We start from the raw sequence: 23,121 nt of genomic DNA on the forward strand, positions 1-23,121 counted from the left end.
GTGGCGCAAGATCCCCAATGGCTTTGGCAAGAAGTCCTGACAAAACTTGAACAACAACTGAGTCGCCCCACCTACGAAACTTGGATTCAGCCGACGGCGATCCAACAGTGGCGAGAGGATGAAATCGTACTCTGTGCCCCAAATGCCTTTGTCCTGAACCATATCCAGAAATACTATGGTGCGTTGATCACCGAAACCATCGCCGAATTATTGCAGCAGCCCGTTAAGGTACGCCTCACTTCTCCAGAAGGGAATACCCTCGCAGCGACCCAGAGTTTTTATAGTTCCCGCAGTGGCCAATCGACCCGTCCAGGCAAAAAGACCCCAGAACTCAACTCGAAATATACGTTTTCACGGTTTGTGGTTGGCCCAACCAATCGCATGGCCCATGCTGCAGCTCTAGCGGTGGCGGAATCACCGGGGCGGGATTTTAATCCCCTGGTGCTCTGTGGGGGGGTAGGTCTGGGAAAAACGCACCTGATGCAGGCGATCGGCCATTACCGTTTGGATACCCAGCCGGATGCGAAGATTTTCTATGTTTCCACGGAGCAATTTACCAATGATTTAATTGTTGCGATTCGCAAGGATAGTCTGCAAACGTTCCGGGAGCATTACCGCACCGCCGATATTTTACTGGTAGACGACATTCAGTTCATCGAGGGGAAAGAATACACCCAAGAAGAATTTTTCTATACCTTTAATACTCTCCACGAAGCGGGTAAACAAATTGTCCTCGCGAGCGATCGCCCCCCGCACCAAATTCCAGGCTTGCAACAACGGCTATCTTCCCGTTTCTCGATGGGTCTGATTGCTGACATCCAACCCCCCGACCTAGAAACCCGGATGGCGATTCTCCAGAAAAAGGCTGAGGCGGAAAATTTAAACTTATCGCGCTCGGTGATTGAATATATCGCCACCCACTACACGGCGAATATCCGCGAATTGGAGGGGGCGCTCCTGCGGGCAGTGACCCACATTGCGATCTCTGGGTTGCCGATGACGGTGGAAAACCTCGCCCCCATTTTGAACCCGACGGTGGAATATGCTCCGGCGGCCCCGGATGTGATCTTGCAAATTGCCGCCGAAGCCACGGGGGTGAGCATTGAGGATTTGAAGGGGGCTTCTCGACGACGGGAAATTAGTACGGCCCGGCAAATTGCAATGTATTTGATGCGCCAACACACCGATCTCAGCTTGCCTCGCATTGGTGAACTGTTCGGTGGCAAAGACCACACTACGGTGATGTACAGTTGCGACAAAATTGGTCAGTTACTGACGAAAAATCAAAAAATCTCCCAATTGGTGAGCCAAATTAGCGATCGCATTAACCACCACCACCAAAACCTCTAGGGACAAGCGGCTCACATCGTGCCAAAAAAAGACACCGCTACAATGAGCAGTAGTTCATCGATTGTGTTTTATTCATGGTTGCTTCCTACCGGATTGTTTCGCTCTTGCCCAGTGCCACCGAAATTTTAGATTGTCTGGGTTTAACTCCGGACGTGGTGGGCCGGAGCCACGAATGCGACTATCCCCCAGAGATTGGCGATCGCCCCGTGTGTACCGCTGCCCGCCTCGATTCAGAACGTCCCAGCGGCGAAATTGACCAAGAAGTTTTGGCGTTGCTCCAAGGAGCCTTGGGGATCTATGAAGTGAAGCTCGATGTCTTGCAAGCCCTACAACCCACCCACATTGTCACCCAAGATCAGTGCGATGTTTGTGCCGTCACCCTGGCCGATGTGCAAAAGGCGATCGCCCAGTTGAGTGATCATCCGCCGCAGTTGATTTCGCTCCAGCCCAATACCCTAGCGGACGTTTACCAAGATATTCGCCGTGTTGCCCAGCAGTTTAACCGTGATCCCCAACCCGTTTTGCAGGATCTACAACAGCGGGTACAAGCTTGCCAAAAACGAGGCAAGACTTTAGCAAAACGGCCCCGGGTGGCGGCCATTGAATGGATTGATCCCCTCATGGGCGGCGGTAATTGGCTCCCGGAACTCATTGAACTCGCGGGCAGCGAGAATATTTTAGGCAAACCGGGCAAACATTCCCCCTACATCAGTTGGGAAACCCTCCTGGCCAGTGATCCCGATGTGGTGGTGGTGATGCCCTGCGGCTTTGACCTCGAACGTACCCGCCAGGAAATGCTCGCCAACTTGGAGTTGCACCCTGAGTGGAAACAATTACGAGCTGTGCAAAATGATCAGTTATTTATCTGTGATGGCAACGCTTATTTCAACCGACCAGGGCCGCGCCTTGTGGATTCCCTAGAAATTCTCACGGAAATTTTGCAATCGACTGGCGATCGCCTTTATCCAAAAACTGCCTGGCAAAAACTCTCTTTGCTCGAATAAGTAATATTTCAACAAATAGTAACTATCCAAAGAAATATTACATCTAGGCCTAGTTTTACAACATTTTCTATCAAGTTTATGTTGGCAAAAAAGGAATTATTAGGACAAATTAGGGGATATTTTCGCAAAAATGAGCATCCTCCTCAAAAAAGCATCCCTTTGGCTTCGCCTGGGAATTTGGCACATTAAAGACATAGCAAGATTTTGAGGGCAGGCGTTTCGTGATGTACCGCCGCTTTTCGATTCAAAAAATATTATCTAAGGTGAGGATGCTGTCTATGTGGCTCAAAATTAGGCACCTAGTCGATCCTGTATTTCAATATCTCAATCAACCCGTGGGACACACAGATCGGCATACCGTATGGAACCCGAATCGGTTTTGGTATCTCTATAAAATCAACCTGTTAGAAAAATGCTGGCAAAAAGAAGCGGCCAATAAAGGCCAACATACCTATTAATCTCTTAACTTTGATGCCAGTTACGACGTCAATTTTTGGGGATCTGCTTGGGAACTCTCCTGGGCCGCTTCAGCTTCGGCTCGCAGTCGGCTGACCAATTGGCCATGGACATTGACACAGTAGGGCACACAGTAGGTTATGGCCGCCGCCAGCCAGCGGGTACTGGTCATGGTGCCATTCAACACAGCAACACCATGGTTAATACAAAAGTGGACAGTCCCCACAAACAGGGCAACCCGGATCGCCGTTGGTCGAAAGGTGCGATCGCCTAAGGCCCGGAAATAGATTGTCAAGCGCATCGGTGCAATCCCCAAACTAATAAAAAAGTGGCTCTAGATCTTTATGGCTCGGAAGAGGGGTGGGCTTTGGCTTGCTGGCGCATCCGGCTGGCTATTTGGCCATGGAGGTTAACGCAGTAAGGCACAAAGTAGGTCAAAACCACAGACGTCCAACGGGTCCGGGTCATCACCCCATGGAGAAAGGCACTACCGTGGTTGATGCAAAAAATCACAGTGCCCACAATTAGGGCGACGCGGATGGCAGTGCTGTGGAGGGTGCGATCGCCCAGGGTTTGAAGATAACTTTTTAGGCCCATCGGTGAACCTCTAATTTGTATATCTGAATTTTACTCATGGGCGGCCTGGGGCGATCGCCTGACAAAATTTTTGTGCCAAGAGATCAACACCAGTAATCGCTGTCCCAACAACGACGCTATCAGCCCCCAGTCGAAAGGCTTTTTGTAGCATTTCTGGGGTGTGGATGCCTCCTTCGCAGATGATCGGTTGGTCAAAATCCTGGGCAAGTTTTTCAAGCAACCCAAAACCAGGGGGCGTTAAATCTTTGGTTTTCCCCGTGTAGCCGTAGAGGGTCGTCCCCAAAATATCAGCACCAGCTTGGGCGGCCCATTGAGCATTTTCGTCGGTGTCGAGATCCGCCATCACTAATTTACCTGTTTGCTGGTGAATCCCGGCGATCAGATCCGCGAGGGTTTCTCCGTTCGGGCGGGGGCGGGCCGTGGCATCAACGGCAACAATATCGGCTCCCGCTTCCACCACCGCCAGGGCATCCTCTAACCGGGGGGTAATGTAAACATCTGATTCGGGAAAAGTACGTTTCCATAGACCGATAATCGGGATCTGGGGTAATTTGGCCCGCACAGCGCGGATGTGGTCGGGGCTATCGATGCGCACCCCAACGGCTCCTTGATTGACGCAAGCTTGGGCGATCGCCGCAATCATTTCAGGGTCATGGAGGGGAGAATCAACGGGAGCTTGGCAGGAAATAATTAGGCGATTTTTAAACTGGGCAATCAGATCAGACATGGGCTTGATGGGAAATTTCTAGGAATATTGGGACACAGCTAAGGCGATCGCCGCTGGAAAAATGCGGTGTTCTTGCACTTGAATACGGCGATGGAGCGTTTCAGGAGTATCATCGGCCAAAATCGGCACCACCGCCTGCATAATAATGTTGCCGCTGTCTACTTCTGGGCTGGCAAAATGTACCGAACAGCCCGTCACTTTTACGCCAGCATCTAAAGCCTGTTCCACAGCGCGAATCCCTTTAAAGCTGGGTAACAAACTGGGGTGAATATTCAGGATGCGATTTTCGTAGCCAGTGAGCAAAACATCCGTAACGATGCGCATCCAACCCGCCATGATGACCCACTCCACCCCATGCGATCGCAAGACTTCTAAAATCGCTTGATCACAGGCTTCGCGGGAGGCAAAATCGCGGTGGTTAATCAGTTGGGTTTTCGTGCCAAATGTTGCGGCCCGTTCTAACACCTTCGCCTTGGGGTTGTTGTAAATCAGAATCGGGATCTCTGCGTTAAGTTCTTTGGCGATCATGGCCTTGGCGATCGCCCCGTAGTTACTGCCGCTACCGGAGGCCAAGACTCCCAACTTTACCGGACGGGATAAGGGCACATCCGCCAGGGTCACAGGGGGAGAAATTAAAGCAGAATTTAGCGTAACATTACCCATCAATCGCGGTAATCCTCGGAAGTACAACCACTAAGCATATCGGTTCCCTAGTCGAAAGTCAGATATTTTTGCTCGGTGGCATCGGGGTAGGGCTAGGCAGAATCTCGATCTTCGAAACGAATAATATCTTCGTCTCCCAAAAATTCGCCGTTTTGAATTTCGATCATCACCAGATCAATTACCCCCGGATTTTCGACCCGGTGCCTGGTATTCATCGGGACATAGGTAGATTGGCGGGGGGTCAGAATAATTTCTTGGTCGTTGCAAATCACCTTCGCTGTCCCGGAAACGACGACCCAATGCTCGCTGCGATGGTAGTGCATTTGGGTGCTGATGTGGTGACCGGGCTTCACTTCGATGCGGTTGATCCGGTAGCGATCGCCTTCTTCGAGAATCGTGACTTTGCCCCAGGGGGGTGTGCGGGTTTCAAGCATAGGGATAAGTCCAGTGAGATTTCAAGATTATTTTAAAGGCTTACTGAGTACCGAGGCGATCGCTTAGTTCTGTTTCACTGGCCCGAAATCCCACCAAGACCGCTTTGTTATCCCGCACGAACAAAGGCCGTTTTAAAAGCATAGCATCTTGACTAAAAGCCTCGATCCACTGGTTATCATCCCAGGTTTTCTTTTCTTCTCCCAAGGCCCGATAGGATTGCCCAGAAGTATTGCGCATCGGTTTGCTGCCGAGTGTTTTGACCCATTGGGCGATCGCCTCTCTGCTGGGAGGTTGCTCTTTGGTATTGATAAATTCGTAGGAAATTCCGGCTGTTTCTAGCCATTTCAAGGCTTTTTTACAGGTGTTGCAGGTGGGAATGCCGTAAACTTGCAGGGCCATTTTGTGATCGGTTAAACAAAAGATAACTTCGTTTATTATCCATGATCCTCAGGGCGGCCCACTTTGGCAGAAGTGTTACAACGGAACTGTAGCAAGTCCCAACATTTTTCATCATGACGACCATTTCTGCCGAAAAATCAATTGCAGCTTGGCTTGGAGAGGAAGCAGAAAGTCTCTTGGGTCACAGCGCGAAAATTAATCAAAATCTGCTCACCCTCCCCGGGGCGGATATCGTGGAACGGGTCTATGCCCAGAGCGATCGCCCCACTCCAGTCTTACGTTCCTTGCAACAACTGTTCGGTACGGGACGGTTGGCGAATACGGGTTATTTGTCAATTTTGCCCGTTGATCAAGGCATTGAACATTCCGGTGCAGCCTCCTTTGCCCCAAACCCGATTTATTTTGACCCCGAAAACATTATCCGTCTGGCGATGGAAGGGGGGTGTAACGGCGTGGCGACGACCCTCGGTGTGTTGGGGATGATGTCCCGCAAATATGCCCACCGCATCCCGTTTATCGTCAAACTGAACCACAATGAACTGCTGACTTATCCCAACGGTGCGGATCAAATTATGTTTGCGACAGTGGAACAGGCTTGGAATTTGGGGGCGATCGCCGTCGGTGCAACGATTTATTTTGGCTCCCCAGAATCGAGCCGACAAATTCAAGAGGTTAGCCGTGCCTTTGCCCGCGCCCACGAGCTAGGAATGGCGACGATTCTCTGGTGTTATCTGCGCAACGATGTGTTTAAACAGGACAAGGATTACCATTTGGCGGCGGATTTGACGGGACAAGCGAACCACATGGGCGTAACTATCGAGGCGGATATTATCAAACAAAAATTACCAGAAACTAATAACGGCTACGGGGCGATCGCCAAAGCAACGGGCAAAAAATACGGCAGAACCCACCCCAAGATTTACGACGAGCTCACCAGCGATCACCCCATCGATCTCACCCGTTACCAAGTGTTGAACTGTTATGCCGGACGAGCTGGCTTAATTAATTCCGGTGGCTCCTCCGGCGAAAACGATTTTGCCCAAGCAATTCGCACTGCTGTGATCAATAAACGCGCGGGTGGTTGTGGTTTGATTTCTGGTCGTAAAACCTTCCAACGACCCATGGCAGAAGGGGTTAAACTCTTTCACCTCATCCAAGATGTCTATCTTGATTCTGAAATCACCATCGCTTAAAGAAGATGTCGTCCTGGGGTAAAGGAGGACTGTTCTTTAAATATTGATCAAGTCTCAGTTCTCAGTAATGATTGCCATGGCATTTTTTAGCAGGTTTAAGCAAAAGACAATTATGCGCGTTTTTTAGCCTGTCAAAAGCACCCTTAGCTCGTCATCTAATACCGCTTAAGTATCTTTGATTCCAGAAATGCTATAACGGTGAATATCCCGATTGCAAGAAAGACTATATGGTTATTGCTGAAGAAAAATTTCCCCGATTCACTCCTGATGAATATTTACGTTGGGAGGAACAGCAAGCCGAAAAATACGAATATATCGATGGTCAAATCTATGCCATGGGGGGCGGCAACAAAAACCATAGTCTAATTGCCGTGAGGCTGTCGAGTTTATTTTTTAATCATCTGGATGGTAGCGGTTGCGAAACCGGAAATTCTGATCTCAAAATCAAAATTCCCAACAGCCATAACTATACCTATCCAGATATCAGCGTCACCTGCGATGAGCGAGATCAGTCCACCACCCAATTCATTACATATCCTTGTCTGGTTGTCGAAGTTTTATCAAAAAGCACTGAGGCTTATGATCGGGGTGGCAAATTTAGACTCTATCGCCAAAATCCGGTCTTAAAAGATTATTTACTGGTGAGTTCTACTGCCATTGAGATGGATTTGTATCATAAGAATAAATCAGGAGAATGGCTGATCACTAACTATCAAGCCGGAGATATGGTCACCCTAGAAAGTATTAACCTCACTTTTTCTATTGAGCAAGCTTACCAAGGACTAAGATTTTTATAAAAAATTCTTAAAAGAAAATAGTCGGATAATTATCAAAGACTTGCTTGGCTGTTTTGTGATCACCTTTACCGGTTAAATTACAAAGAAACCAAATCGGTTGACTTTGATAACTGCGGGCTTGATCTGTTGTAATTAGTCTTGCTAAATGTTCACAATTCCAGCCGACAAAATTATATTCCCAATCCGCAAAAACACAAATAGCTTTTCTCAGTCTTTGCATGACTTCTGAGGGGTCTAAATGAATGTCTTCACAGCCAATCACTAATTTTGCATTTTCATTACGAAAGCCGATCCAACTCTTCCCTGTATCAAAAATATGGGTATTTGACAGACCTATACCATAGTGCCAAAAGGGATCGCCCGGATTTTGCCAGTTTAATAATCGTCCATAACGCTGATCTTTGGGTTGGATAAGTTGATCAATTGACGTAATGATTTCTTTGGTTTTTCTATTAGGTAATGCCATCGCATTATACTTTGACGAACTTTGCCCTGAGGCTTAATAATAAATCGAGAGTTACGTCTTAAATTTTAGAATGCCCAGCGGTAAACCATGTCCAATCTGCCCCAATCCTTTGAAGAAACCCTCGAACAAGCGAAAGCCGCAACCCTAAACAGTTTAGAAGCAGGCTGTGGGCGGATTTTAATTGAATTGTGCTTTCCTGAGATTGCCCTACAGGCCCAGGCCTTGGCGTGGAATTGGGCGCAACTGTTTGTGGAGGAGTATGGTTCGGGACTGAAAATCTTCTTTCCGGATACGGGCGCCGCAGCTTTGGCCCGGCGGGATTGGGGCGAAATTCCCTTTAAGGTGACGGATATCGGCACGTCGCGATCGCCGATTGAGAATAAAATCGGTGATGATGACCAAATTTTTATTATTGTCTGCCCGTCGGCGGTGGAAGTTGCCCAGGTCGAAAAGCTCTGTAATTTTGCAGGCGATCGCCCGGTGATTATGCTGATTCCCCAACTGGAGGATGTGTCCATTGTCGGGATTGGCTATGCGGCGCGGCAACTGCGGGAACGGTTTATCAGCACCCTCGAAACCGCCTACTACATCCGACCCTACGAAAGCGCGATGGTTTGGCGTTCTTATCCCTCGGCGTGGGAAGTGTATCTCGAAAAAGAGGAAGACCAGTACGAACTGATTGCGAGCGAAACGACCAAACCCCTCGGCGAATATTTAGAGCGGCTGCTGTTGGCGGCGGTGGAACCCGAAGCGGGGGAAGCAGCAAATCCCAACGCACCGAAAATTAAGAAAACAGGACTGCTTGGGGGTCTGCAAAACTTCCTAAAAGCCCTCAGCGATTAAGTTTGAGACCGCATAACCGATGATTGATAACCGTTCACTAACCATTGCCGTGGTGGGAGATGTCCATGATCAATGGGATGCCGTTGGCGATCGCCAAGCCCTAGAGATTCTTGGGGTAGATCTCGTGTTGTTTGTCGGGGATTTCGGCAACGAAGCGGTGAAATTGGTGCAACAAGTGGCGGATCTTCCTTTCCCGAAAGCCGTGATTTTAGGGAACCATGACGCCTGGTACACCGCCTCTGATTGGGGTCGCAAAAAAGCCCCCTACGACCATGCCAAAGAAGACCGTGTGCAAGCCCAGCTAGAGATTCTAGGAGAAACCCATGTGGGGTACGGCCATTTAGATTTACCGGAATTTCAGCTTTCGGTGGTCGGGGCGCGGCCCTTTAGTTGGGGAGGAGAAAAGTGGAAGAATGAGAAATTCTATGGCGATCGCTATGGCGTCCATGACTTTACGGAATCCACCGCGTTAATTGAGAAAAATATTGCGGCCTGTCAGTACGAAACCCTGATCTTTCTCGGACATAATGGCCCTACCGGATTGGGTTCGGAACCAGAAGATATGTGTGGTCGCGATTGGAATCCCCTGGGGGGTGATTTTGGTGATCCGGATTTTGCCCAGGCCCTGGCGATCGCCCGCCGTCAGAACAAAACAATTCCCCTAGTCACCTTTGGCCACATGCACCACAGCCTCCGCCACCGCAAGGATCGCCTACGCACCCAATGCCAATTTTCAGACGAAACCCTCTATTTCAATGCCGCCCGCGTCCCCAGAATTCAAACCTATAACAATGGCGATCGCCACCATAGTTTTTCTGTGATTACCCTCACCCAAGGCCGACCGACGAAAGCCGAACTGGTGTGGGTCAATCCAATCAGCCAGCAGCAAACGAGGGAAACCCTCTGGTCGCAGCCCCTCAACTCTCTTCCGTAACCTCGATCACGTTGCCGTCTGGGTCTTGCAAAAATAAGGCTCGTCGCCCCGATGCGCTCATCTCATAGGGGTAATTTTCTCCGTCCAACTGCGATCGCACTGCGTTCAGATCCTTCACACCGAAAGCAATGTGGGGATTCCGACCTAACTTTTCTGGATTGGCTAATTTCGCCTGGAACGTCGGATCTTCAATCAGATGAACCTGCATCTGGGGTAATTGGTACCACACGCCACCGTAGTTAAAGGGTCGTTCCACCTTTGGCAGCCCCAGCAGTCGATCATAAAAGGCCGCTGCCCGCTGCACATCTGTCACCAAAATTGCTGTATGTAGACAATGGGTTACTTGAATCTGAGGCGTTACCATACTGAATTGCTTGCTTGATGCTTAGTTTGACTGCTCACGTTTCCTAAATTCAAGGGGAGACAACTCCCTAGGAATCCGTAGTTGCAAAATTAATCCAGCCTTCAATTTTAGGCCCGAGGCGAAACAATAGAGATTGGGCTAACCCTAAATGATCAGCGACTAACAACAACATCATTGCCTGGTCTTTTACGGTCGTCAGTTGGGTTGGGCAGGCCTCAAAATCTAGGGTTAAGACAGTAGATTCGCCCCAGACTTCACGATAAATTTGGCACCGACTCGGAAGCAGGGCCGTGAGTTGACGAAAGCGTTCTAAAGCTTCTTTTTCAAAGGCAGCACTACTACCTTGGGTCGAAAAAGGTTGGTGGTTCATAGGGGGATTGTCGTTGATGACAAAACGCTGGCTTCTTCTTTTACCTTAAGGGTTGCTTTGGAGCTGTGGGGGCAGGCGTTAGAATTTTTATCTTTGTGAATTGAGCATGACAATATGTGAAGAAATGTCCCTGTATTTTTGTTGGGCCAGGGGCGAAAGCGTAAATTTAGAAGCGGTTTAGAAAAATAACGTAAGATCAAAATACCGTTTTCTTTTCACGGCCAATGTTTTTGTGGGGAACCTCAATGGTTGAGTTTAATCGGCTGGTCAAAAAGGGAATTGATCGTAGTGTGAGACGGGGTCTCCTGAATCAAATTCGCCACGGCCTTGACATCAAATTTCCCCAGGATGCAGATCGCATTTTTGCCGATATTCAACAAATTCCCAGTCTGCACGGCCTCAAAATGATTGAGAATCAACTTTATCACCTCCAGACAGTCGAGGAACTCCGTTTGCTCTATCGCAATTTACTCTAAGTCGGGTCGGGAGTTTGGGGAGAACCATGGGCTTTTTGGATAACATTCACAGTTTAAAAACCTTCATCTGTGCGTTTCATCCGATCATCGTCATTGAGACTGTCGAAGAGGAACGGGTAGAGGCGCTCCTGCGGGAAGTGGTCAAGGATTTACATATGCCCTTATTTGAATGGACAGTGAATTTGGGACTGGCCCCGACCCCAGGGACAAAATATGCGCCCCGCACCAATGACTATGCCCGGCCTGGGGCGAACAAACCGATCGCCTTTGAAAATACGGCAGATCCCCTCGATGTACTGAAATATATGGGCCAGATTGAACGCAATGGCATTTTTTGGCTCAAGGATTTTGCGTCCCACCTGGAGGATCCCAAAGTCATCCGGGAAGTACGGGAGTTGGCTGAGATTTATGGGGTTGTGAATTCGGCGATGGTGCTGACGGGGGAGTCGATCACTTTACCAAAGGCGATCGCCCACGATGCGGTGTATTTTGAACTGACCCTCCCGGATGGGGACGAACTGTACCAAACCCTGTCGGAGGTGATGCGGGAACTCAAGGTGCGCCACAAGCTAGCCATTACGCTCCAGGGGGAAGAACTGAATCAATTTGTCCATGCCCTCAGTGGGATGACCCTCAAGCAGGCCCGCCAGGCGATCGCCTATGCTGCCTTGATCGACGGGGAACTCAACGGGGCCGACATCCTCAAGGTGATCCACCGCAAGGCCCAGATCCTCCGGGAAGAATCTCTCCTGGAACTCTTTCCCGTGGAAGAAAATACGGCGAAATTGGGGGGCTTTGTGGGTCTCAAACAATGGCTCAAACGGGCTCAAGTGGGCTTTAGCTCGGCGGCAAAACGGGTGAACCTCCCGGCTCCGAAGGGGATTTTAATCGTCGGGGTGCAGGGTTGCGGGAAATCCCTCGCGGCGAAAACCATTGCCAGAGAATGGCAACTGCCCTTGTTAAAACTGGATGCGGGCCGCCTGTACAACAAATTTGTCGGTGAATCGGAGAAAAATTTCCGCCAAGCAATCAAACTGGCTGAATCCATGGCTCCGGCGGTGTTGTGGATCGATGAAATTGAAAAAAGCTTTGGTAATCCCAGCGGTGAGGGCGATGGGGGTCTGAGTTTACGTTTGTTTGGTTCGTTTTTGACCTGGCTTCAGGAGAAATCCCAGGAAGTTTTTGTTGTTGCAACGGCCAATGATCTATTGCAACTGCCGCCGGAACTACTGCGGAAAGGCCGCTTCGATGAAATTTTCTTTGTGGACTTGCCTAATGCCCAAGAGCGGGCGGCGATCTTTTCGATTCACCTGGCGCGCCATCGACAAAATGTCCAAGATTTTGATCTGCGCATCTTGGTGACGGCGGCGGCGGGTTATAGTGGCGCAGAGATTGAACAGGCAATAATTGCCGGGTTATACCAGGCTCTCTACGCCCAAACTCCCTTAACGACGGATGCGCTGGTGGCCCAGATGAAAAGTACGGTGCCCCTGTCGGTGTCGCGGCGGGAAGATGTGGAAAAATTACGGGCGATCGCCTCGGAACGTTTTGTGTCAGCGCGTTAGCGTCTATAAGCGAAGCCTCATTTTTTAGAAAAATTTGTCACAAGACCCTTAGAAAACATTTTCTCGCTGCTATGTGTAAAAAAATACGCTAGGATGTATTTGTAGTCAAAATAAAAATAAAATCATGCTTAAATTACCAACCTAAAAAAATCAACACTTCCAATCCACAACTTGAAATTGAACATTAATATACTCGCATTGATTATTGGAGAAACCATGGCTACCTGCACAAACAAAAAAATTAGAGGCCCAAGCCTTCATTATGTTTATGATTTCAAACATAGCTACAAGCTTGAAAGTATTCTGCTCCGAGTTCTTCAACCGAAAGAGTTATATGGACGGGAAATCCCCGACGTTGTCAAAAAAGCCAGCAGAGGGCATTACGAAATCCGAATCGGTTCGCTTTATCCGACCTTACGAAAACTCGAAAGAAATGGATTTGTCAGAGCTGAAACCAGAGCAAATCCAGCTTTCAGTGGAGCTACAGACCGAAGATACTACAGTCTTACTGAGCAAGGGCGAGATTTTCTTAATCAATGCCTTGAATTCGAGCAGCGCCTCGCCGAAGGAATTGAGTTGTCCCCAGAAGATCGAGAGCTATCCCACGCAGTCTAACTCTTGGGGACAAACTCTTTGTGAATTTTTGGTGCTGGCACTGGAGAACAATGACATAGAAAAGCAGTTTGAAGTTATCGATACGATCAAAGCAGAAATCAGATCACGAGGTCACGAAAACAGTCGCTTCGTAAACGCAATTTGGCTTTTGAGAGGTTTTGATTACCTAATCTGTACGATCCTAAATCATCCATTGATTGAAAAGCTCGAAGTATGGTTAGACAAAATTAGGATTTTCTAATTTTTTTAAGTGGCGTCCAGAATAAGTTACTTTACGAATTACGTCTTCGTGGAAGTGTTTACTGTGTTCTGGAGTGACTACTATGTCAAACATGCGCATCTATGGCAATCGACAAATCAAAACCCTTCCTGGCGAACTAACGCGGCCCACCTTAGCAAAGGTGCGGGAGGCAATTTTTAATATTTGGCAAGGACAGGTGTCTGGCTGCCGCTGGCTGGATCTTTGTGCGGGTTCTGGCTCCATGGGGGCTGAAGCATTATGTCGCGGCGCAGTGAAAGTTGTCGGCATTGAGAAAAATTCCCAGGCTTGCCGCATTATTCAAGAAAATTGGCAGAAAGTGGCTAAAGTTGACCAGGAATACCAAATTTTAAAAGGTGATCTCCTCAAGCGCGTAGAAAATTTAGGGGGTGAAACCTTTGATTTGATTTATTTCGACCCGCCCTACGCCGCGAAACTCTACGACCGAGTTTTAGCCAAAATTGTTGATTTAGAATTGCTCGCTCCCAGCGGAGAATTGGCCGTGGAATACGACCCGAAACTCTGGCAACCCCTTGAATTGCCGGGACTAGAGCTATTCAAGGAAAAAAACTACGGCAAAACGGCGATCGCCTTTTACTGTCCTGCTGATTGACACTCCCCTGACCCCTCTCAAGAGCTTATCTTGTAGGGGTTTAAAAACACAAAGCCCAAAAGAGAAAAATGACGTCAACAAAAAGATAATAAGAGCAAAAATGGAATTTAACCTTACCTTGACCCAACTCAGACCCCAGATAAAAAAAGCCTCCATCGGGCTTGCCAGTTGATTACCAATCAAGCAGGCTTATCATTCTCCCAAGCCTTGGGAAATGGCTTTCGGCAAACAATTGCAGGGATATTCGCTCGAAACCAACTCACGCCAAAGGTCATGCTATCAGGTCATCAACAGGAGACAATCAAACGGGCAGTCAAGAGTGAGGGTGAGTACATCATCGCTGTCCAAGATACGACCTATTACAACTATACGGGACATCAACAACTGTCAGGCATTGGCAAAATCCAAGGAAAAATCAAGGGTTTATTACAACACAACCTCATGCTGCTCAATCAACAAGGGATGCCGTTAGGGGTGTTCTATCAGGAATATTGGACAAGAAAAGGAGGCAGTATGGACTTGGCAGAGGGGGAAAAAGAAAGTGAAAAATGGTTTAAAGGATTAGAGGCCTTGAGAGAGGAAACCACCGAGGTAGAACACAAGATAGTGCTAGTGGAAGACAGAGAGGCAGATATATTTGACTTTTTCAAAGCGGAACGAGGCGACAAAATAGAACTATTAGTCAGGGTGCATGAACCGAGAAAGCTGGAATTGGTCAGGGATGGTAGGGTGACATCGTTGCCAGAGTTGAGTCAATATCTGCCGGAATATGGGGAAAAAACAGTACAGGTACGACGCAAGAATCGAGAAGTAGCAGTGAGAGTAAGGCTAAAAGCAGGGGAGGTGAATGTATATCCCCGGGCGGACTTGAGTCCAGCAAGGCATAAAACTCAAGGGTTATCGGTCGTGATAGCAGAGGAAATCGACTGTGTGGATGTCAAAACTCAGGAGAGAGTGGAGCAAGAGGCCGCAGGCACATCTTGGTTATTACTGACGAGTCTAGCTGTGGGCAATCGGGAGGAGGTGGAAAGAGTAGTGGAGTTTTATGCCATGCGTTGGCGCATTGAGCAATTTCATTTCACGTTGAAATCAGGAGGGTTAAGGGTAGAGAAATTACAGTTTGACGATGTGCATACCCTGACTAATGCTTTAAGTTTCTACTCTGTGATAGCGTGGCAGATAATGGCCATCACCTATCAAGTAAGGGAAAACCCAGAGCAAGTAGCGACAGAGGTACTACCAGAAGAAGAAGTGGCATTGCTGGAGAGAGTAACAAGGCGAAAAGTCGGGACAGCGAAAGATGTAATGGTGGCGTTAGGGAAACTAGTGGGTTTTGCACCGTCAAAACGACAACCTTTGCCTGGAACTAAAGTCGTAGGGCAAGCCCTAGAACGTTTTTATTTCATTAAACAGGGTTTTGAACAGTCTAAGGTTTCTCCCCTTCAAAACCCTACAAGATAAGCTCAAGAGGGGAATGGTTTGTGGGTGTTCTGGAAAGTCCCTAACATCCTCCCTAGAGGGAGGTGGCGAAGCCGGAGGGTGGAAGGGTGCTACCCCAAACGTTGCAACCAATCAAGGATCAAAGAATTAACCAAACTGGGATTTTCGTCGTGGGGACAGTGGCCCGCCCCCGGAATCGGGTGGAATTCAACCCCGGCATTTTGCGCGGCGAGATCTTGGTAAATTTGCGAGCCTTTGATCGGTGTCCAGGGATCGCGATCGCCCCAAAGCACCAGTAAAGAATGTTGCCGTTTTGGTAAAAGTTCCGTCGGGCTATCCCCAGGGGGAGCCGTAATCACCGAGGCAAAGACCTGTTGCGCCCCTGGATCACAGGAGGGTTCGTAGAGCATCTCGACCAATTCATCGGTGACGGCTTGGCGATCGCCATAGACTTGATAAAGGGTATTTTTGATGCGCGATTTTTGACGCACCTGATTAAAAATAAATGGCCCTGTTAACTGCGAACTAACCAATTTCGCGAAAGTACCCATCACCACCCGTAACGGTAGAGCCAGTTCATCGGGGCGATGGTTGAGGCCGCCAGCGCAGTTAATTAACACGCCCCCCGCACAGAGTTCAGGATAATTCGCCAACATTGCCAAACTGAGCAGACCGCCGATGGAATTGCCCACAAATACCGTGGGTTGCTGGATTTTCGCTTGCCAAAAATCGCGGAGTAAATCTTGCCATAGGTCGAGGTTATAGTCCCAGGCGGGTTTCGCCGAAGCGCCGAAGCCTAATAAATCTAAAGCAAAAACTTGATAACCCTGGGCCGCAAGGGTGGGAATGTTGTGTTTCCAGTGACCGATCGAAGCGCCAAACCCATGGATCAATAAGAGGGGTTGACCTTCCCCTTGGACGGTGTAGCGGATTTGCTGGTCGCGCCAAGTCCAATCGAGGGGCGTTAGGGCGGAAAGAGGAGTGACGGCCTGGGTCATGGTTTTTGCGAAATGAAATCGGTGTAATGAAGTGAATGATTTACTTTTGTGAGTATAACGTGCTACTCCGGTGGGAGGTCGAGGAGGGCCGTACACAATTGGCGATCGCCTGGGCGTTGGCTGGGAGAAATTTTTAAATCGCCATAGATTAGTAGTCGGCAACTTTTCTGGAGTAATTCATCGAGATCGAGGTTCCAGAGAATGAGTTGATTGTTTTGATCTAAAGTGGCGATCGCCTTTCCTTGGGGCTGCCAGTGGAGTTGCGTGATCGGAGCTTGGTGCCCCGTGAGGCTCCCGAGGTAGGTGCCATCCAGTTGCCAAAATTGCAGATGATGGTTTTCTGTATTGGTGATCAGCAAAGGTAAAGCACCATAAAAACCGATGCGGTCGGGGCCATTGCTTTGGTGGTTGATGGCAATGGGTTCCCCAAAGACGGGATTATTATTTTCGTAGGTCATTGGGTAAACGAACACCTGATGATCCCGCCCCGTTAAGCCGAGATGGCGACTATCCGCCCCAAACTGGAGATCCATGATTTCCGTGGCAAAGGGAGGAAATTGGGTCACAAGGAAGAAAGAATTATTCCGTCGCCGCTGCCAAATCTGCACGGTGCGATCGCCCGCCGCCGTCGCCAATAGTTTGCCGTCGGGACTAAATTGTAGGGCGGTGATCGGCCCCTGATGTTCCGTCAAAATTTGCAACAGTTCCCCAGTTTCTGTCCAGAGACGCACCGTTTGATCCTGGCTGCCCGCCGCGAACATTTTGCCATCACGACTCCAGGTAACGACGTTAATTTTTTCCTGGAAGCCCCCCAGAGTTCGGACAATCTGTCCATTTCTTTGACGGAGCTTAACCTGGCGATCTTCTCCTCCGGTGGCGAAGTGGTGACCCCGTGGTTGCCAGGTGAGACTGGTAATCGACTCATTGCTGGATTTTAAGACTTGATCCTGGTGGGGCCACTGCCGTAAAGGTTGGTTGGGCTGGGCGAACAGAAGCTGGAAACTATTCCCCACAAAGGCAAAGTCCGTAATGGGCACATCTGGGGTCATGGTTTGGCGATCGCCTGGGGGCCGAAAAACTGCCGGAATAAAATTTTGACTAAAGTCCCGCACCGTTGTTGCAGTAGTCGATGCGGCGAGGGTGCTGAAATTTTGTTCTAGGGCAAGGAGCACCTTAAGTCTGGTTGCGGGGGTAACGACATCATCGTCCTTATCATCCAGTTGTTGCAAGACCACCGCCGCCCGGATACTTTCCCGGAGAGCCTCGACAGGTTGGGCACCATCCTGGAGCACCTTGGCAGCCTCGGCCAATTTCATCAAAATGGCGTTTTGCGCCCCTTGCCACCGTTGGTACCGTTGCAGTTCCACCCAGCGCAGCCCAAACCCCAAGGCGATCGCCACCAGACCCAAGCGCCAAACGGTGCCTACAGACAGCTTCCACCAGCGCCGCCAGAGCATTTCCCGTTCCCGGCCAGTGATGCGTTGGAGCCATTGTTGGGACTGAAAGGCTTGGTAGTGGTGTCGAATGGGTTCCACGAGATCGGGCCGAGCCAGTTGGTAGGATTCTTGGCCACCATAGAGTTGAGCGCGAATTAGCCCCGTTGTTTTAAAAATATGCAAAATGAGTTCTGCTTTTTCTTCCCCCAGGCGGCGATCGCCAAGGAATTGACGACCCAGTTGGAGGATATCCGCCTTGGTGAGCACCAGTTGACTATGGCGCAAATCCGTAAAGTAATGGAGAAATTGCCAGGCCAAATCACGGTTTTCATCGCCGCAGTACCGAATGATCCCCAGCAGCGATCGTTCCAACAGCAGCAATTTAGGCGGAAAGCCCAACCCTAAATATTCTTCCCTGGTATAAAGATGATCCTGGTGCAGTTGCGCACCGATGACCTGGAGTTCGAGGGGGCGAATTTCCCCGTGGCCATCCTGCAGATCCTGAATTAGTTGCTGTATTAACGCTTTATCTAGGGGCAGTTTGGCCCAGGTTGCCACCCGTTCTAAAAGGGCGATCGCCGCATCGGGACGGAGATTTCCCAGGCGATGGCGGAGACGGTGGTCAAAAAGATTGTGGTTCGCCTCCCCCAGATCCGCCCCTGCTTCCCAATCCAAAAGGGGCGCTAGGGCCTCATTACGACAGGACAGAATTACTTTCACGGTCGGTAGCCGGAGACTCTGGGCCAAAAAGCGTAAAAAATCCTGACGCTCTTCCGGGTTGGGATATTGCAAGAAAAACTGCTCAAATTGATCAAAGATCAACACCGTCAAAGGGGCAAAATCTTGCTGCTGTTGGAGGTGAACGAGGGGATCTAAGCTGGGGGGATTGGGCCAGGGACAAAAGGGGCGATCGCCATGGAGTTGTTGCACTAGGCGGCGGGCCCACTGACCATAATTTTTAAAATAAATGACCTGTACTGGCCGTCCATCTAGGAGCTGGCTTTGGAGCCTGGGGATCAATCCCGCTCGGAGGAGAGATGTTTTTCCCACAGCGGTAGCCCCATGGAGCAAAATCAGGTTGGGTTGGGGGCGCTGCAACCGGGCGATCAAGGCCTGGAGATCCCGATCCCGTTGGGAACCCCGGAGCATCACCAGATTAAGGGGCTCAGGGGGCGAATACAGGTTGTGTCGCTGCTGATCTGGTAGGGGTTGAGTCCCCACAAAAGGCCGCCAACCCCAGCTTTGTTCGTATTGCTGGCGTTCCCAGGCGAGGTCAAAGGCCTGGCGATAGTCCTTACCTTGTCGGTAAAGATCACCCAGACAAGCAAAAATCTGATCATAGAGCCGTTGTTGCCAGTGGCCCCAGGGAATAGGTGATGTTTTGGGCGTTGTAAGTTGGCTGCGGCTGGGCGGCAGAATTTCTTCTAGGGTGGCGATCGCCTGGGCAAATTGACCAAGGGCTTGATTTGCTTGGGCCAAAATAAGGGCGCTCCAAGCTCTGACCACCACTGGGGGCGCTTCATCTAGGGCTTGGCAATGTTCTAGGGCTGTTTGGGCGAGGGTTTGGGCTTTGTGCCATTGTTGTTCCTGTAGGGCGATCGCCGCCATCAGACCGTAATGCTGGGCTAGTAGTTCGGGTGGCCAAGGCTCCTGAACCCCCTTGAGGAGTGACCAAGCCAAATCCCCTAGGGCTGACCTGCGCTGCCACTGCTGTAAAAATACACCGATCAGTAAACTCAGTTGACCAACCCAAGCCCATTGTTCCTGTCGTTCCCAGAGGCAACGGCTCAGGCGGAGATAATAGAGGGCCTGTTCTCCTTCTGGACTGGGGGCCTGATAATGCTGGGGGCGATCGCCTAGGAGTAGACCCAAATGAAACAAAATCAGAGCTAGTTGTTGACCCTGAGAACGCGATAACTGCTCTAGCAACGGCGAATTTGGGTTGTCCCGCAGCACCTTGAGCCAATCGATCCCCTGCTCCCCACGGCAATAGTGGCGTAAACTCTCCTGATAGGCTTGCCGGGCTGTTTGCCATTGCTGATCTTGGTGGGCCTGTCGTCCCTGGATAAAACAGAGCAAACCCGCGCCGTCACCCAGGGTCTTGGTGGCTAACTCTAATTCTCGATAACCCCGTTGATCGGGCGCTAAATTCCAGTGGCGATGATCGAGAAAAATTAGGGGGCCAGCGGCGGCTAGTTTTTGAAAATAGTCCTGTTCTGTACGTTGCCAAAAATCCTGAAGCGCTTGGGAAGACCAGGTGATTTCTCCCAAATCCGTTGCGGTTGCCAGCCCATCAGGAACTTGTCGTTGTTGATAATTTGCCGTTGGTAGCGTCACAATCCAGGGGGCAATTTGGCTTTGAAACGTTGCCGCAGTCAAGTTAATGGCTGGGGTTAACCCAAAAACCATGGCGCCATTGATGTGAGAAGGCTGGATGCCCAGATTGGTTAGGGTTGTCTCTAACAAATTTAAAATCGCTCCTAGATCATCGGCCTGGGGTTCTAACCACAGACAAAGTAGCCCCTTCGCCTTTTTTTCTAAATCTGCCAACGCCTGGTCACTGTAGTATGCCGCCGTAAACTGAGAAAAAACTTGGTGCCATCGCAGTTTTAGATTGCCCTGGAGTTGTGCCAGAAGTTCCTGTTCTTGGGCTTGATAGTTGCAGCGAACGAGATAAAGTCCTGGTTGAGCATCACGACGGGGAGAAGACCACAATCGGTCGGCCAACCGCTGCACAATGGGGCGGGACGTGGGAAATGGCGGGCCAGGGCGATTGATCATGGCAAATCCAAGGGTAATTTCCAGGAAAGAGAACTAACTTCAGTAAGATAGTCATACATTGTGTCGGTTTTAACGTCACCTATGGCAGAAATCACCATGGCAACACGGGAGCAGCTCCGGGAACAACGGAAGCAAAAACAACGACAGCGTACCCTCCGCTGGTTCCAGGGTCTATGGCGATCGCTGGCCTTGATAGGGTTGGCCTATGGAGCATTCTGGGTCTTAGACCGACCCGATTGGATTATCAAAAGTGCCGCCCAAATCACCATTGAAGGCAATCAAGTCCTTCCCTCAGAGCGGATTCGTCCCCTGATCCCCCTCACCTATCCCCAACCGATCCTAACCCTCAAACCCCAGGAACTAGAGCAAGCCATTGAAGCCCAAGGGGCGATCGCCGAAGCCCTGGTTTCCCGTCGTCTGGTGCCCCCCAGTCTGGCGATCCAAGTCCAAGAACGCTTCCCCGTCGCCCGCTCCCAAACGCCCATCTCTAGCCAAGGCGATCGCCCCCTCGAACCGGGATACCTAGATGCCGAAGGGCAATGGTTTCCCGCCGCAGTCTACGAACCCCTCAGTGAATATCAGCCCTTACCGACCCTCGAAGTGACCGGAATTCGAGAACTACAACTGCCCCTCTGGCCCGAACTCTATCGCACCCTAGGGCGATCGCCCGTTGAAATTTTGAGCATCAACTGGCAAGACTCCAACAATTTGATTTTGAACACCGAACTTGGTAGTTTTCACCTGGGGCCAGATCTGACGCAACTCGAGGCCCAATTAGAGGCGATCGCCAAGCTCCAACAAACCCTCGGCACAACCATTCCCGCCCAGGATATCCAATACATCGATCTGCAAAATCCTGACGAGCCGATTATCCAGAGCAACAAACCCATCGTTCCCCCAGCCTCCCAGCCCGAAACCCCCCAAACCTAAAAAAATGATGCCCCTGTAACAGCAACATCTCCCAAAATCTGGCAGTCTAAAAAAGCTTGAAGGTCTTATGATCTAAGAAATTTCTCCCAAAAGATACTTAATAAATCCTGTTAAACGACTAAACTTAAATATTCATATCCATCACACTTTTTTTGTGACCGTGAGCCAAAACCATCTATTCCAATCCCATAACGCCTCCTTCGATGCGACTGGAAATCATTCCGCCAGCGCCGAAGAAACCGCGTCGCAATTTCCGATCATGCCCAGCAGCGTTGCTCAAATCAAAGTCATCGGTGTGGGTGGTGGTGGCTGTAATGCGGTGAATCGGATGATTGAAGGAGGCATGTCGAGTATCGACTTTTGGGCGATTAATACCGATGCCCAGGCCCTAACCAACTCCAAAGCGAAAAAGCGCCTGCAAATTGGTCAAAAAATCACCAGGGGCCTTGGGGCTGGTGGTAACTCAGCCATTGGTCGCAAAGCCGCCGAAGAATCTCGAGATGAAATCGCCCAGGCCCTCGAAGGCGCAGATCTCGTCTTTATTACCGCTGGCATGGGGGGCGGTACCGGCACTGGCGCCGCCCCCATCGTCGCCGAAGTCGCAAAAGATTTAGGTTGTCTCACCGTTGCGGTGGTGACCCGACCCTTTAAATTTGAAGGCCGCCGCCGCTCGAACCAAGCCGAAGAAGGGATCAAAGAACTCCAGAGCCGCGTCGATACCCTTTTGGTTATCCCCAATACAAAGCTCCTGGATATGATCCCCCAGGAAACGTCGATGTCCGAAGCCCTGCGTGCTGCCGATGAAGTGCTCCGCCAAGGGGTACAAGGGATTTCCGATATTATTACCATCTCTGGCCTGGTGAATGTAGACTTTGCCGATGTGCGGGCGGTAATGGCCGATGCTGGTTCTGCCCTGATGGGGATTGGTGTCGGTTCTGGTAAATCCAGAGCACGGGAAGCAGCCTTGATGGCTATTTCTTCGCCACTGATGGAGTCGTCCATTGAGGGAGCCCAAGGCGTTGTCCTGAATATTACCGGGGGCCACGATCTGACCTTGCATGAAGTCAATGATGCTGCGGAGGCCGTTTACGAAGTGGTCGATCCCAATGCCAACATTATTTTCGGGGCGGTGATCGACGAACATCTCCAAGGGGAAATCAAAATTACGGTCATTGCCACTGGGTTTGCTGTAGAGTCCCAAGCCGCAGAAACGCCCCAGCCTTTACCCCAACAGCGACGGATGCAGGCGGTTCCCCAGCCGGACCTTTCCCAGGTTCCACCAGCGCCAGAAACCCCTAGACCCCGTCCTGCTACACCACCCCAGGCCCAGCAGCCCCCCGCACCCCGGAATGGTTTCCCGGATATTCCTGACTTTTTGATGCGTCGTTCTAATCGTTCTAAGCAGTAGGT

Annotated in this window: 24 protein-coding genes; 13 read left to right on the forward strand and 11 right to left on the reverse strand. The window is 50.1% G+C overall.

The window, feature by feature from the left end; translation table 11 throughout:
* A complete protein-coding gene (dnaA, locus tag AWQ23_RS00005) occupies positions 1-1,350 on the forward strand; it encodes a chromosomal replication initiator protein DnaA (RefSeq protein ID WP_062431512.1) in 1,350 nt (449 codons plus the stop codon).
* A gap of 74 nt (positions 1,351-1,424) precedes the next feature.
* The gene (locus AWQ23_RS00010; RefSeq protein WP_062431514.1) at positions 1,425-2,354 is read left to right on the forward strand and encodes a cobalamin-binding protein; all 930 of its coding nucleotides are present in this window, start codon (positions 1,425-1,427) and stop codon (positions 2,352-2,354) included.
* 478 nt (positions 2,355-2,832) lie between these two features.
* Here the strand turns inward: AWQ23_RS00010 and nrtS2 are convergent, their stop codons facing one another.
* From nrtS2 to AWQ23_RS00045, 6 genes are all read right to left on the reverse strand, one after another.
* Complete coding sequence (gene nrtS2, locus AWQ23_RS00020) at positions 2,833-3,111, reverse strand: nitrate/nitrite transporter NrtS2 (protein WP_062431515.1); 279 nt, start codon at positions 3,109-3,111, stop codon at positions 2,833-2,835.
* Between the two features lie 41 nt (positions 3,112-3,152).
* On the reverse strand, positions 3,153-3,407 hold the full coding sequence (gene nrtS1 / locus AWQ23_RS00025) for a nitrate/nitrite transporter NrtS1 (RefSeq protein ID WP_062431516.1): 255 nt from the start codon (positions 3,405-3,407) through the stop codon (positions 3,153-3,155).
* A gap of 34 nt (positions 3,408-3,441) precedes the next feature.
* Positions 3,442-4,134: an N-acetylmannosamine-6-phosphate 2-epimerase gene (locus tag AWQ23_RS00030; protein ID WP_062431518.1), complete on the reverse strand. Its 693-nt coding sequence runs from the start codon at positions 4,132-4,134 to the stop codon at positions 3,442-3,444.
* Between the two features lie 18 nt (positions 4,135-4,152).
* Complete coding sequence (purN, locus tag AWQ23_RS00035) at positions 4,153-4,797, reverse strand: phosphoribosylglycinamide formyltransferase (protein WP_062431519.1); 645 nt, start codon at positions 4,795-4,797, stop codon at positions 4,153-4,155.
* Positions 4,798-4,889: 92 nt separating this feature from the next.
* The gene (locus AWQ23_RS00040; protein WP_045442496.1) at positions 4,890-5,231 is read right to left on the reverse strand and encodes a phosphomannose isomerase type II C-terminal cupin domain; all 342 of its coding nucleotides are present in this window, start codon (positions 5,229-5,231) and stop codon (positions 4,890-4,892) included.
* Positions 5,232-5,271: 40 nt separating this feature from the next.
* The gene (locus AWQ23_RS00045) at positions 5,272-5,631 is read right to left on the reverse strand and encodes a Spx/MgsR family RNA polymerase-binding regulatory protein (protein WP_062431523.1); all 360 of its coding nucleotides are present in this window, start codon (positions 5,629-5,631) and stop codon (positions 5,272-5,274) included.
* Between the two features lie 110 nt (positions 5,632-5,741).
* On the opposite strand from AWQ23_RS00045, the gene AWQ23_RS00050 reads away from it, so the two are divergent.
* Both AWQ23_RS00050 and AWQ23_RS00055 read left to right on the forward strand, forming a co-directional pair.
* Positions 5,742-6,824 carry a class I fructose-bisphosphate aldolase gene (locus tag AWQ23_RS00050; protein WP_198158704.1) on the forward strand — a complete coding sequence of 361 codons (1,083 nt, stop codon included), beginning with the start codon at positions 5,742-5,744 and terminating at the stop codon, positions 6,822-6,824.
* A gap of 227 nt (positions 6,825-7,051) precedes the next feature.
* Complete coding sequence (locus tag AWQ23_RS00055) at positions 7,052-7,621, forward strand: Uma2 family endonuclease (RefSeq protein WP_062431526.1); 570 nt, start codon at positions 7,052-7,054, stop codon at positions 7,619-7,621.
* A gap of 7 nt (positions 7,622-7,628) precedes the next feature.
* On the opposite strand, the gene AWQ23_RS00060 is transcribed toward AWQ23_RS00055, so the two are convergent.
* Positions 7,629-8,087, reverse strand: coding sequence for a hypothetical protein (locus AWQ23_RS00060; RefSeq protein WP_062431527.1), 459 nt, complete (start codon positions 8,085-8,087; stop codon positions 7,629-7,631).
* Positions 8,088-8,174: 87 nt separating this feature from the next.
* Between AWQ23_RS00060 and AWQ23_RS00065 the strand changes: the two genes are divergently transcribed.
* Positions 8,175-8,930 (forward strand): DUF1995 family protein, encoded by a 756-nt coding sequence (locus AWQ23_RS00065; RefSeq protein WP_062431529.1) that lies wholly within the window; start codon positions 8,175-8,177, stop codon positions 8,928-8,930.
* Between the two features lie 19 nt (positions 8,931-8,949).
* Positions 8,950-9,864 (forward strand): TIGR04168 family protein, encoded by a 915-nt coding sequence (locus tag AWQ23_RS00070; protein WP_062431530.1) that lies wholly within the window; start codon positions 8,950-8,952, stop codon positions 9,862-9,864.
* Here the strand turns inward: AWQ23_RS00070 and AWQ23_RS00075 are convergent.
* Together AWQ23_RS00075 and AWQ23_RS00080 are read right to left on the reverse strand one after the other, a co-directional pair.
* Positions 9,848-10,213 carry a VOC family protein gene (locus AWQ23_RS00075; protein ID WP_397428321.1) on the reverse strand — a complete coding sequence of 122 codons (366 nt, stop codon included), beginning with the start codon at positions 10,211-10,213 and terminating at the stop codon, positions 9,848-9,850. The genes AWQ23_RS00070 and AWQ23_RS00075 overlap by 17 nt on opposite strands.
* Before the next feature lie 82 nt (positions 10,214-10,295).
* Positions 10,296-10,598 carry a hypothetical protein gene (locus AWQ23_RS00080; protein ID WP_062431533.1) on the reverse strand — a complete coding sequence of 101 codons (303 nt, stop codon included), beginning with the start codon at positions 10,596-10,598 and terminating at the stop codon, positions 10,296-10,298.
* Positions 10,599-10,843: 245 nt separating this feature from the next.
* On the opposite strand from AWQ23_RS00080, the gene AWQ23_RS00085 reads away from it, so the two are divergent.
* From AWQ23_RS00085 to AWQ23_RS00105, 5 genes are all read left to right on the forward strand, one after another.
* Positions 10,844-11,074: a hypothetical protein gene (locus AWQ23_RS00085; RefSeq protein WP_030006814.1), complete on the forward strand. Its 231-nt coding sequence runs from the start codon at positions 10,844-10,846 to the stop codon at positions 11,072-11,074.
* A 26-nt stretch (positions 11,075-11,100) separates the two neighbouring features.
* Entirely contained in the window at positions 11,101-12,639 is a 1,539-nt protein-coding gene (locus AWQ23_RS00090; protein WP_062431534.1) for an AAA family ATPase, read from the forward strand.
* A gap of 216 nt (positions 12,640-12,855) precedes the next feature.
* Positions 12,856-13,254: a PadR family transcriptional regulator gene (locus AWQ23_RS16515; protein ID WP_071884883.1), complete on the forward strand. Its 399-nt coding sequence runs from the start codon at positions 12,856-12,858 to the stop codon at positions 13,252-13,254.
* A gap of 332 nt (positions 13,255-13,586) precedes the next feature.
* On the forward strand, positions 13,587-14,126 hold the full coding sequence (gene rsmD / locus AWQ23_RS00100; RefSeq protein WP_062431539.1) for a 16S rRNA (guanine(966)-N(2))-methyltransferase RsmD: 540 nt from the start codon (positions 13,587-13,589) through the stop codon (positions 14,124-14,126).
* Between the two features lie 168 nt (positions 14,127-14,294).
* On the forward strand, positions 14,295-15,587 hold the full coding sequence (locus tag AWQ23_RS00105) for an IS4 family transposase (protein WP_062431542.1): 1,293 nt from the start codon (positions 14,295-14,297) through the stop codon (positions 15,585-15,587).
* An 89-nt stretch (positions 15,588-15,676) separates the two neighbouring features.
* On the opposite strand, the gene AWQ23_RS00110 is transcribed toward AWQ23_RS00105, so the two are convergent.
* A complete protein-coding gene (locus AWQ23_RS00110; protein WP_062431544.1) occupies positions 15,677-16,564 on the reverse strand; it encodes an alpha/beta fold hydrolase in 888 nt (295 codons plus the stop codon).
* A 62-nt stretch (positions 16,565-16,626) separates the two neighbouring features.
* Positions 16,627-20,781, reverse strand: a complete 4,155-nt coding sequence (locus tag AWQ23_RS00115) for an eIF2A-related protein (protein ID WP_062431546.1) — start codon at positions 20,779-20,781, stop codon at positions 16,627-16,629.
* 81 nt (positions 20,782-20,862) lie between these two features.
* Here AWQ23_RS00115 and AWQ23_RS00120 point away from each other — a divergent pair, with 81 nt between their 5' ends.
* Together AWQ23_RS00120 and ftsZ are read left to right on the forward strand one after the other, a co-directional pair.
* On the forward strand, positions 20,863-21,711 hold the full coding sequence (locus tag AWQ23_RS00120) for a cell division protein FtsQ/DivIB (RefSeq protein WP_071884885.1): 849 nt from the start codon (positions 20,863-20,865) through the stop codon (positions 21,709-21,711).
* 259 nt (positions 21,712-21,970) lie between these two features.
* Entirely contained in the window at positions 21,971-23,119 is a 1,149-nt protein-coding gene (gene ftsZ / locus AWQ23_RS00125; RefSeq protein WP_232309009.1) for a cell division protein FtsZ, read from the forward strand.
* Positions 23,120-23,121 lie beyond the last annotated feature (2 nt).

This window comes from Picosynechococcus sp. PCC 73109 (genome assembly GCF_001521855.1).
Lineage (GTDB): Bacteria > Cyanobacteriota > Cyanobacteriia > Cyanobacteriales > MRBY01 > MRBY01.

Coding starts and splice junctions, on each gene's coding strand:
- AWQ23_RS00040 (WP_045442496.1), bottom strand. CDS start 5,231: ATGCTTGAAACCCGCACACCCCCCTGGGGCAAAGTCACGATTCTCGAA.
- purN (WP_062431519.1), bottom strand. CDS start 4,797: ATGGGTAATGTTACGCTAAATTCTGCTTTAATTTCTCCCCCTGTGACC.
- AWQ23_RS00055 (WP_062431526.1), top strand. CDS start 7,052: ATGGTTATTGCTGAAGAAAAATTTCCCCGATTCACTCCTGATGAATAT.
- ftsZ (WP_232309009.1), top strand. CDS start 21,971: ATGCCCAGCAGCGTTGCTCAAATCAAAGTCATCGGTGTGGGTGGTGGT.
- AWQ23_RS00070 (WP_062431530.1), top strand. CDS start 8,950: ATGATTGATAACCGTTCACTAACCATTGCCGTGGTGGGAGATGTCCAT.
- AWQ23_RS00065 (WP_062431529.1), top strand. CDS start 8,175: ATGTCCAATCTGCCCCAATCCTTTGAAGAAACCCTCGAACAAGCGAAA.
- AWQ23_RS16515 (WP_071884883.1), top strand. CDS start 12,856: ATGGCTACCTGCACAAACAAAAAAATTAGAGGCCCAAGCCTTCATTAT.
- nrtS2 (WP_062431515.1), bottom strand. CDS start 3,111: ATGCGCTTGACAATCTATTTCCGGGCCTTAGGCGATCGCACCTTTCGA.
- AWQ23_RS00010 (WP_062431514.1), top strand. CDS start 1,425: ATGGTTGCTTCCTACCGGATTGTTTCGCTCTTGCCCAGTGCCACCGAA.
- AWQ23_RS00120 (WP_071884885.1), top strand. CDS start 20,863: ATGGCAGAAATCACCATGGCAACACGGGAGCAGCTCCGGGAACAACGG.
- AWQ23_RS00085 (WP_030006814.1), top strand. CDS start 10,844: ATGGTTGAGTTTAATCGGCTGGTCAAAAAGGGAATTGATCGTAGTGTG.
- AWQ23_RS00115 (WP_062431546.1), bottom strand. CDS start 20,781: ATGATCAATCGCCCTGGCCCGCCATTTCCCACGTCCCGCCCCATTGTG.
- nrtS1 (WP_062431516.1), bottom strand. CDS start 3,407: ATGGGCCTAAAAAGTTATCTTCAAACCCTGGGCGATCGCACCCTCCAC.
- AWQ23_RS00045 (WP_062431523.1), bottom strand. CDS start 5,631: ATGGCCCTGCAAGTTTACGGCATTCCCACCTGCAACACCTGTAAAAAA.
- AWQ23_RS00060 (WP_062431527.1), bottom strand. CDS start 8,087: ATGGCATTACCTAATAGAAAAACCAAAGAAATCATTACGTCAATTGAT.
- AWQ23_RS00110 (WP_062431544.1), bottom strand. CDS start 16,564: ATGACCCAGGCCGTCACTCCTCTTTCCGCCCTAACGCCCCTCGATTGG.
- AWQ23_RS00080 (WP_062431533.1), bottom strand. CDS start 10,598: ATGAACCACCAACCTTTTTCGACCCAAGGTAGTAGTGCTGCCTTTGAA.
- AWQ23_RS00090 (WP_062431534.1), top strand. CDS start 11,101: ATGGGCTTTTTGGATAACATTCACAGTTTAAAAACCTTCATCTGTGCG.
- rsmD (WP_062431539.1), top strand. CDS start 13,587: ATGCGCATCTATGGCAATCGACAAATCAAAACCCTTCCTGGCGAACTA.
- AWQ23_RS00030 (WP_062431518.1), bottom strand. CDS start 4,134: ATGTCTGATCTGATTGCCCAGTTTAAAAATCGCCTAATTATTTCCTGC.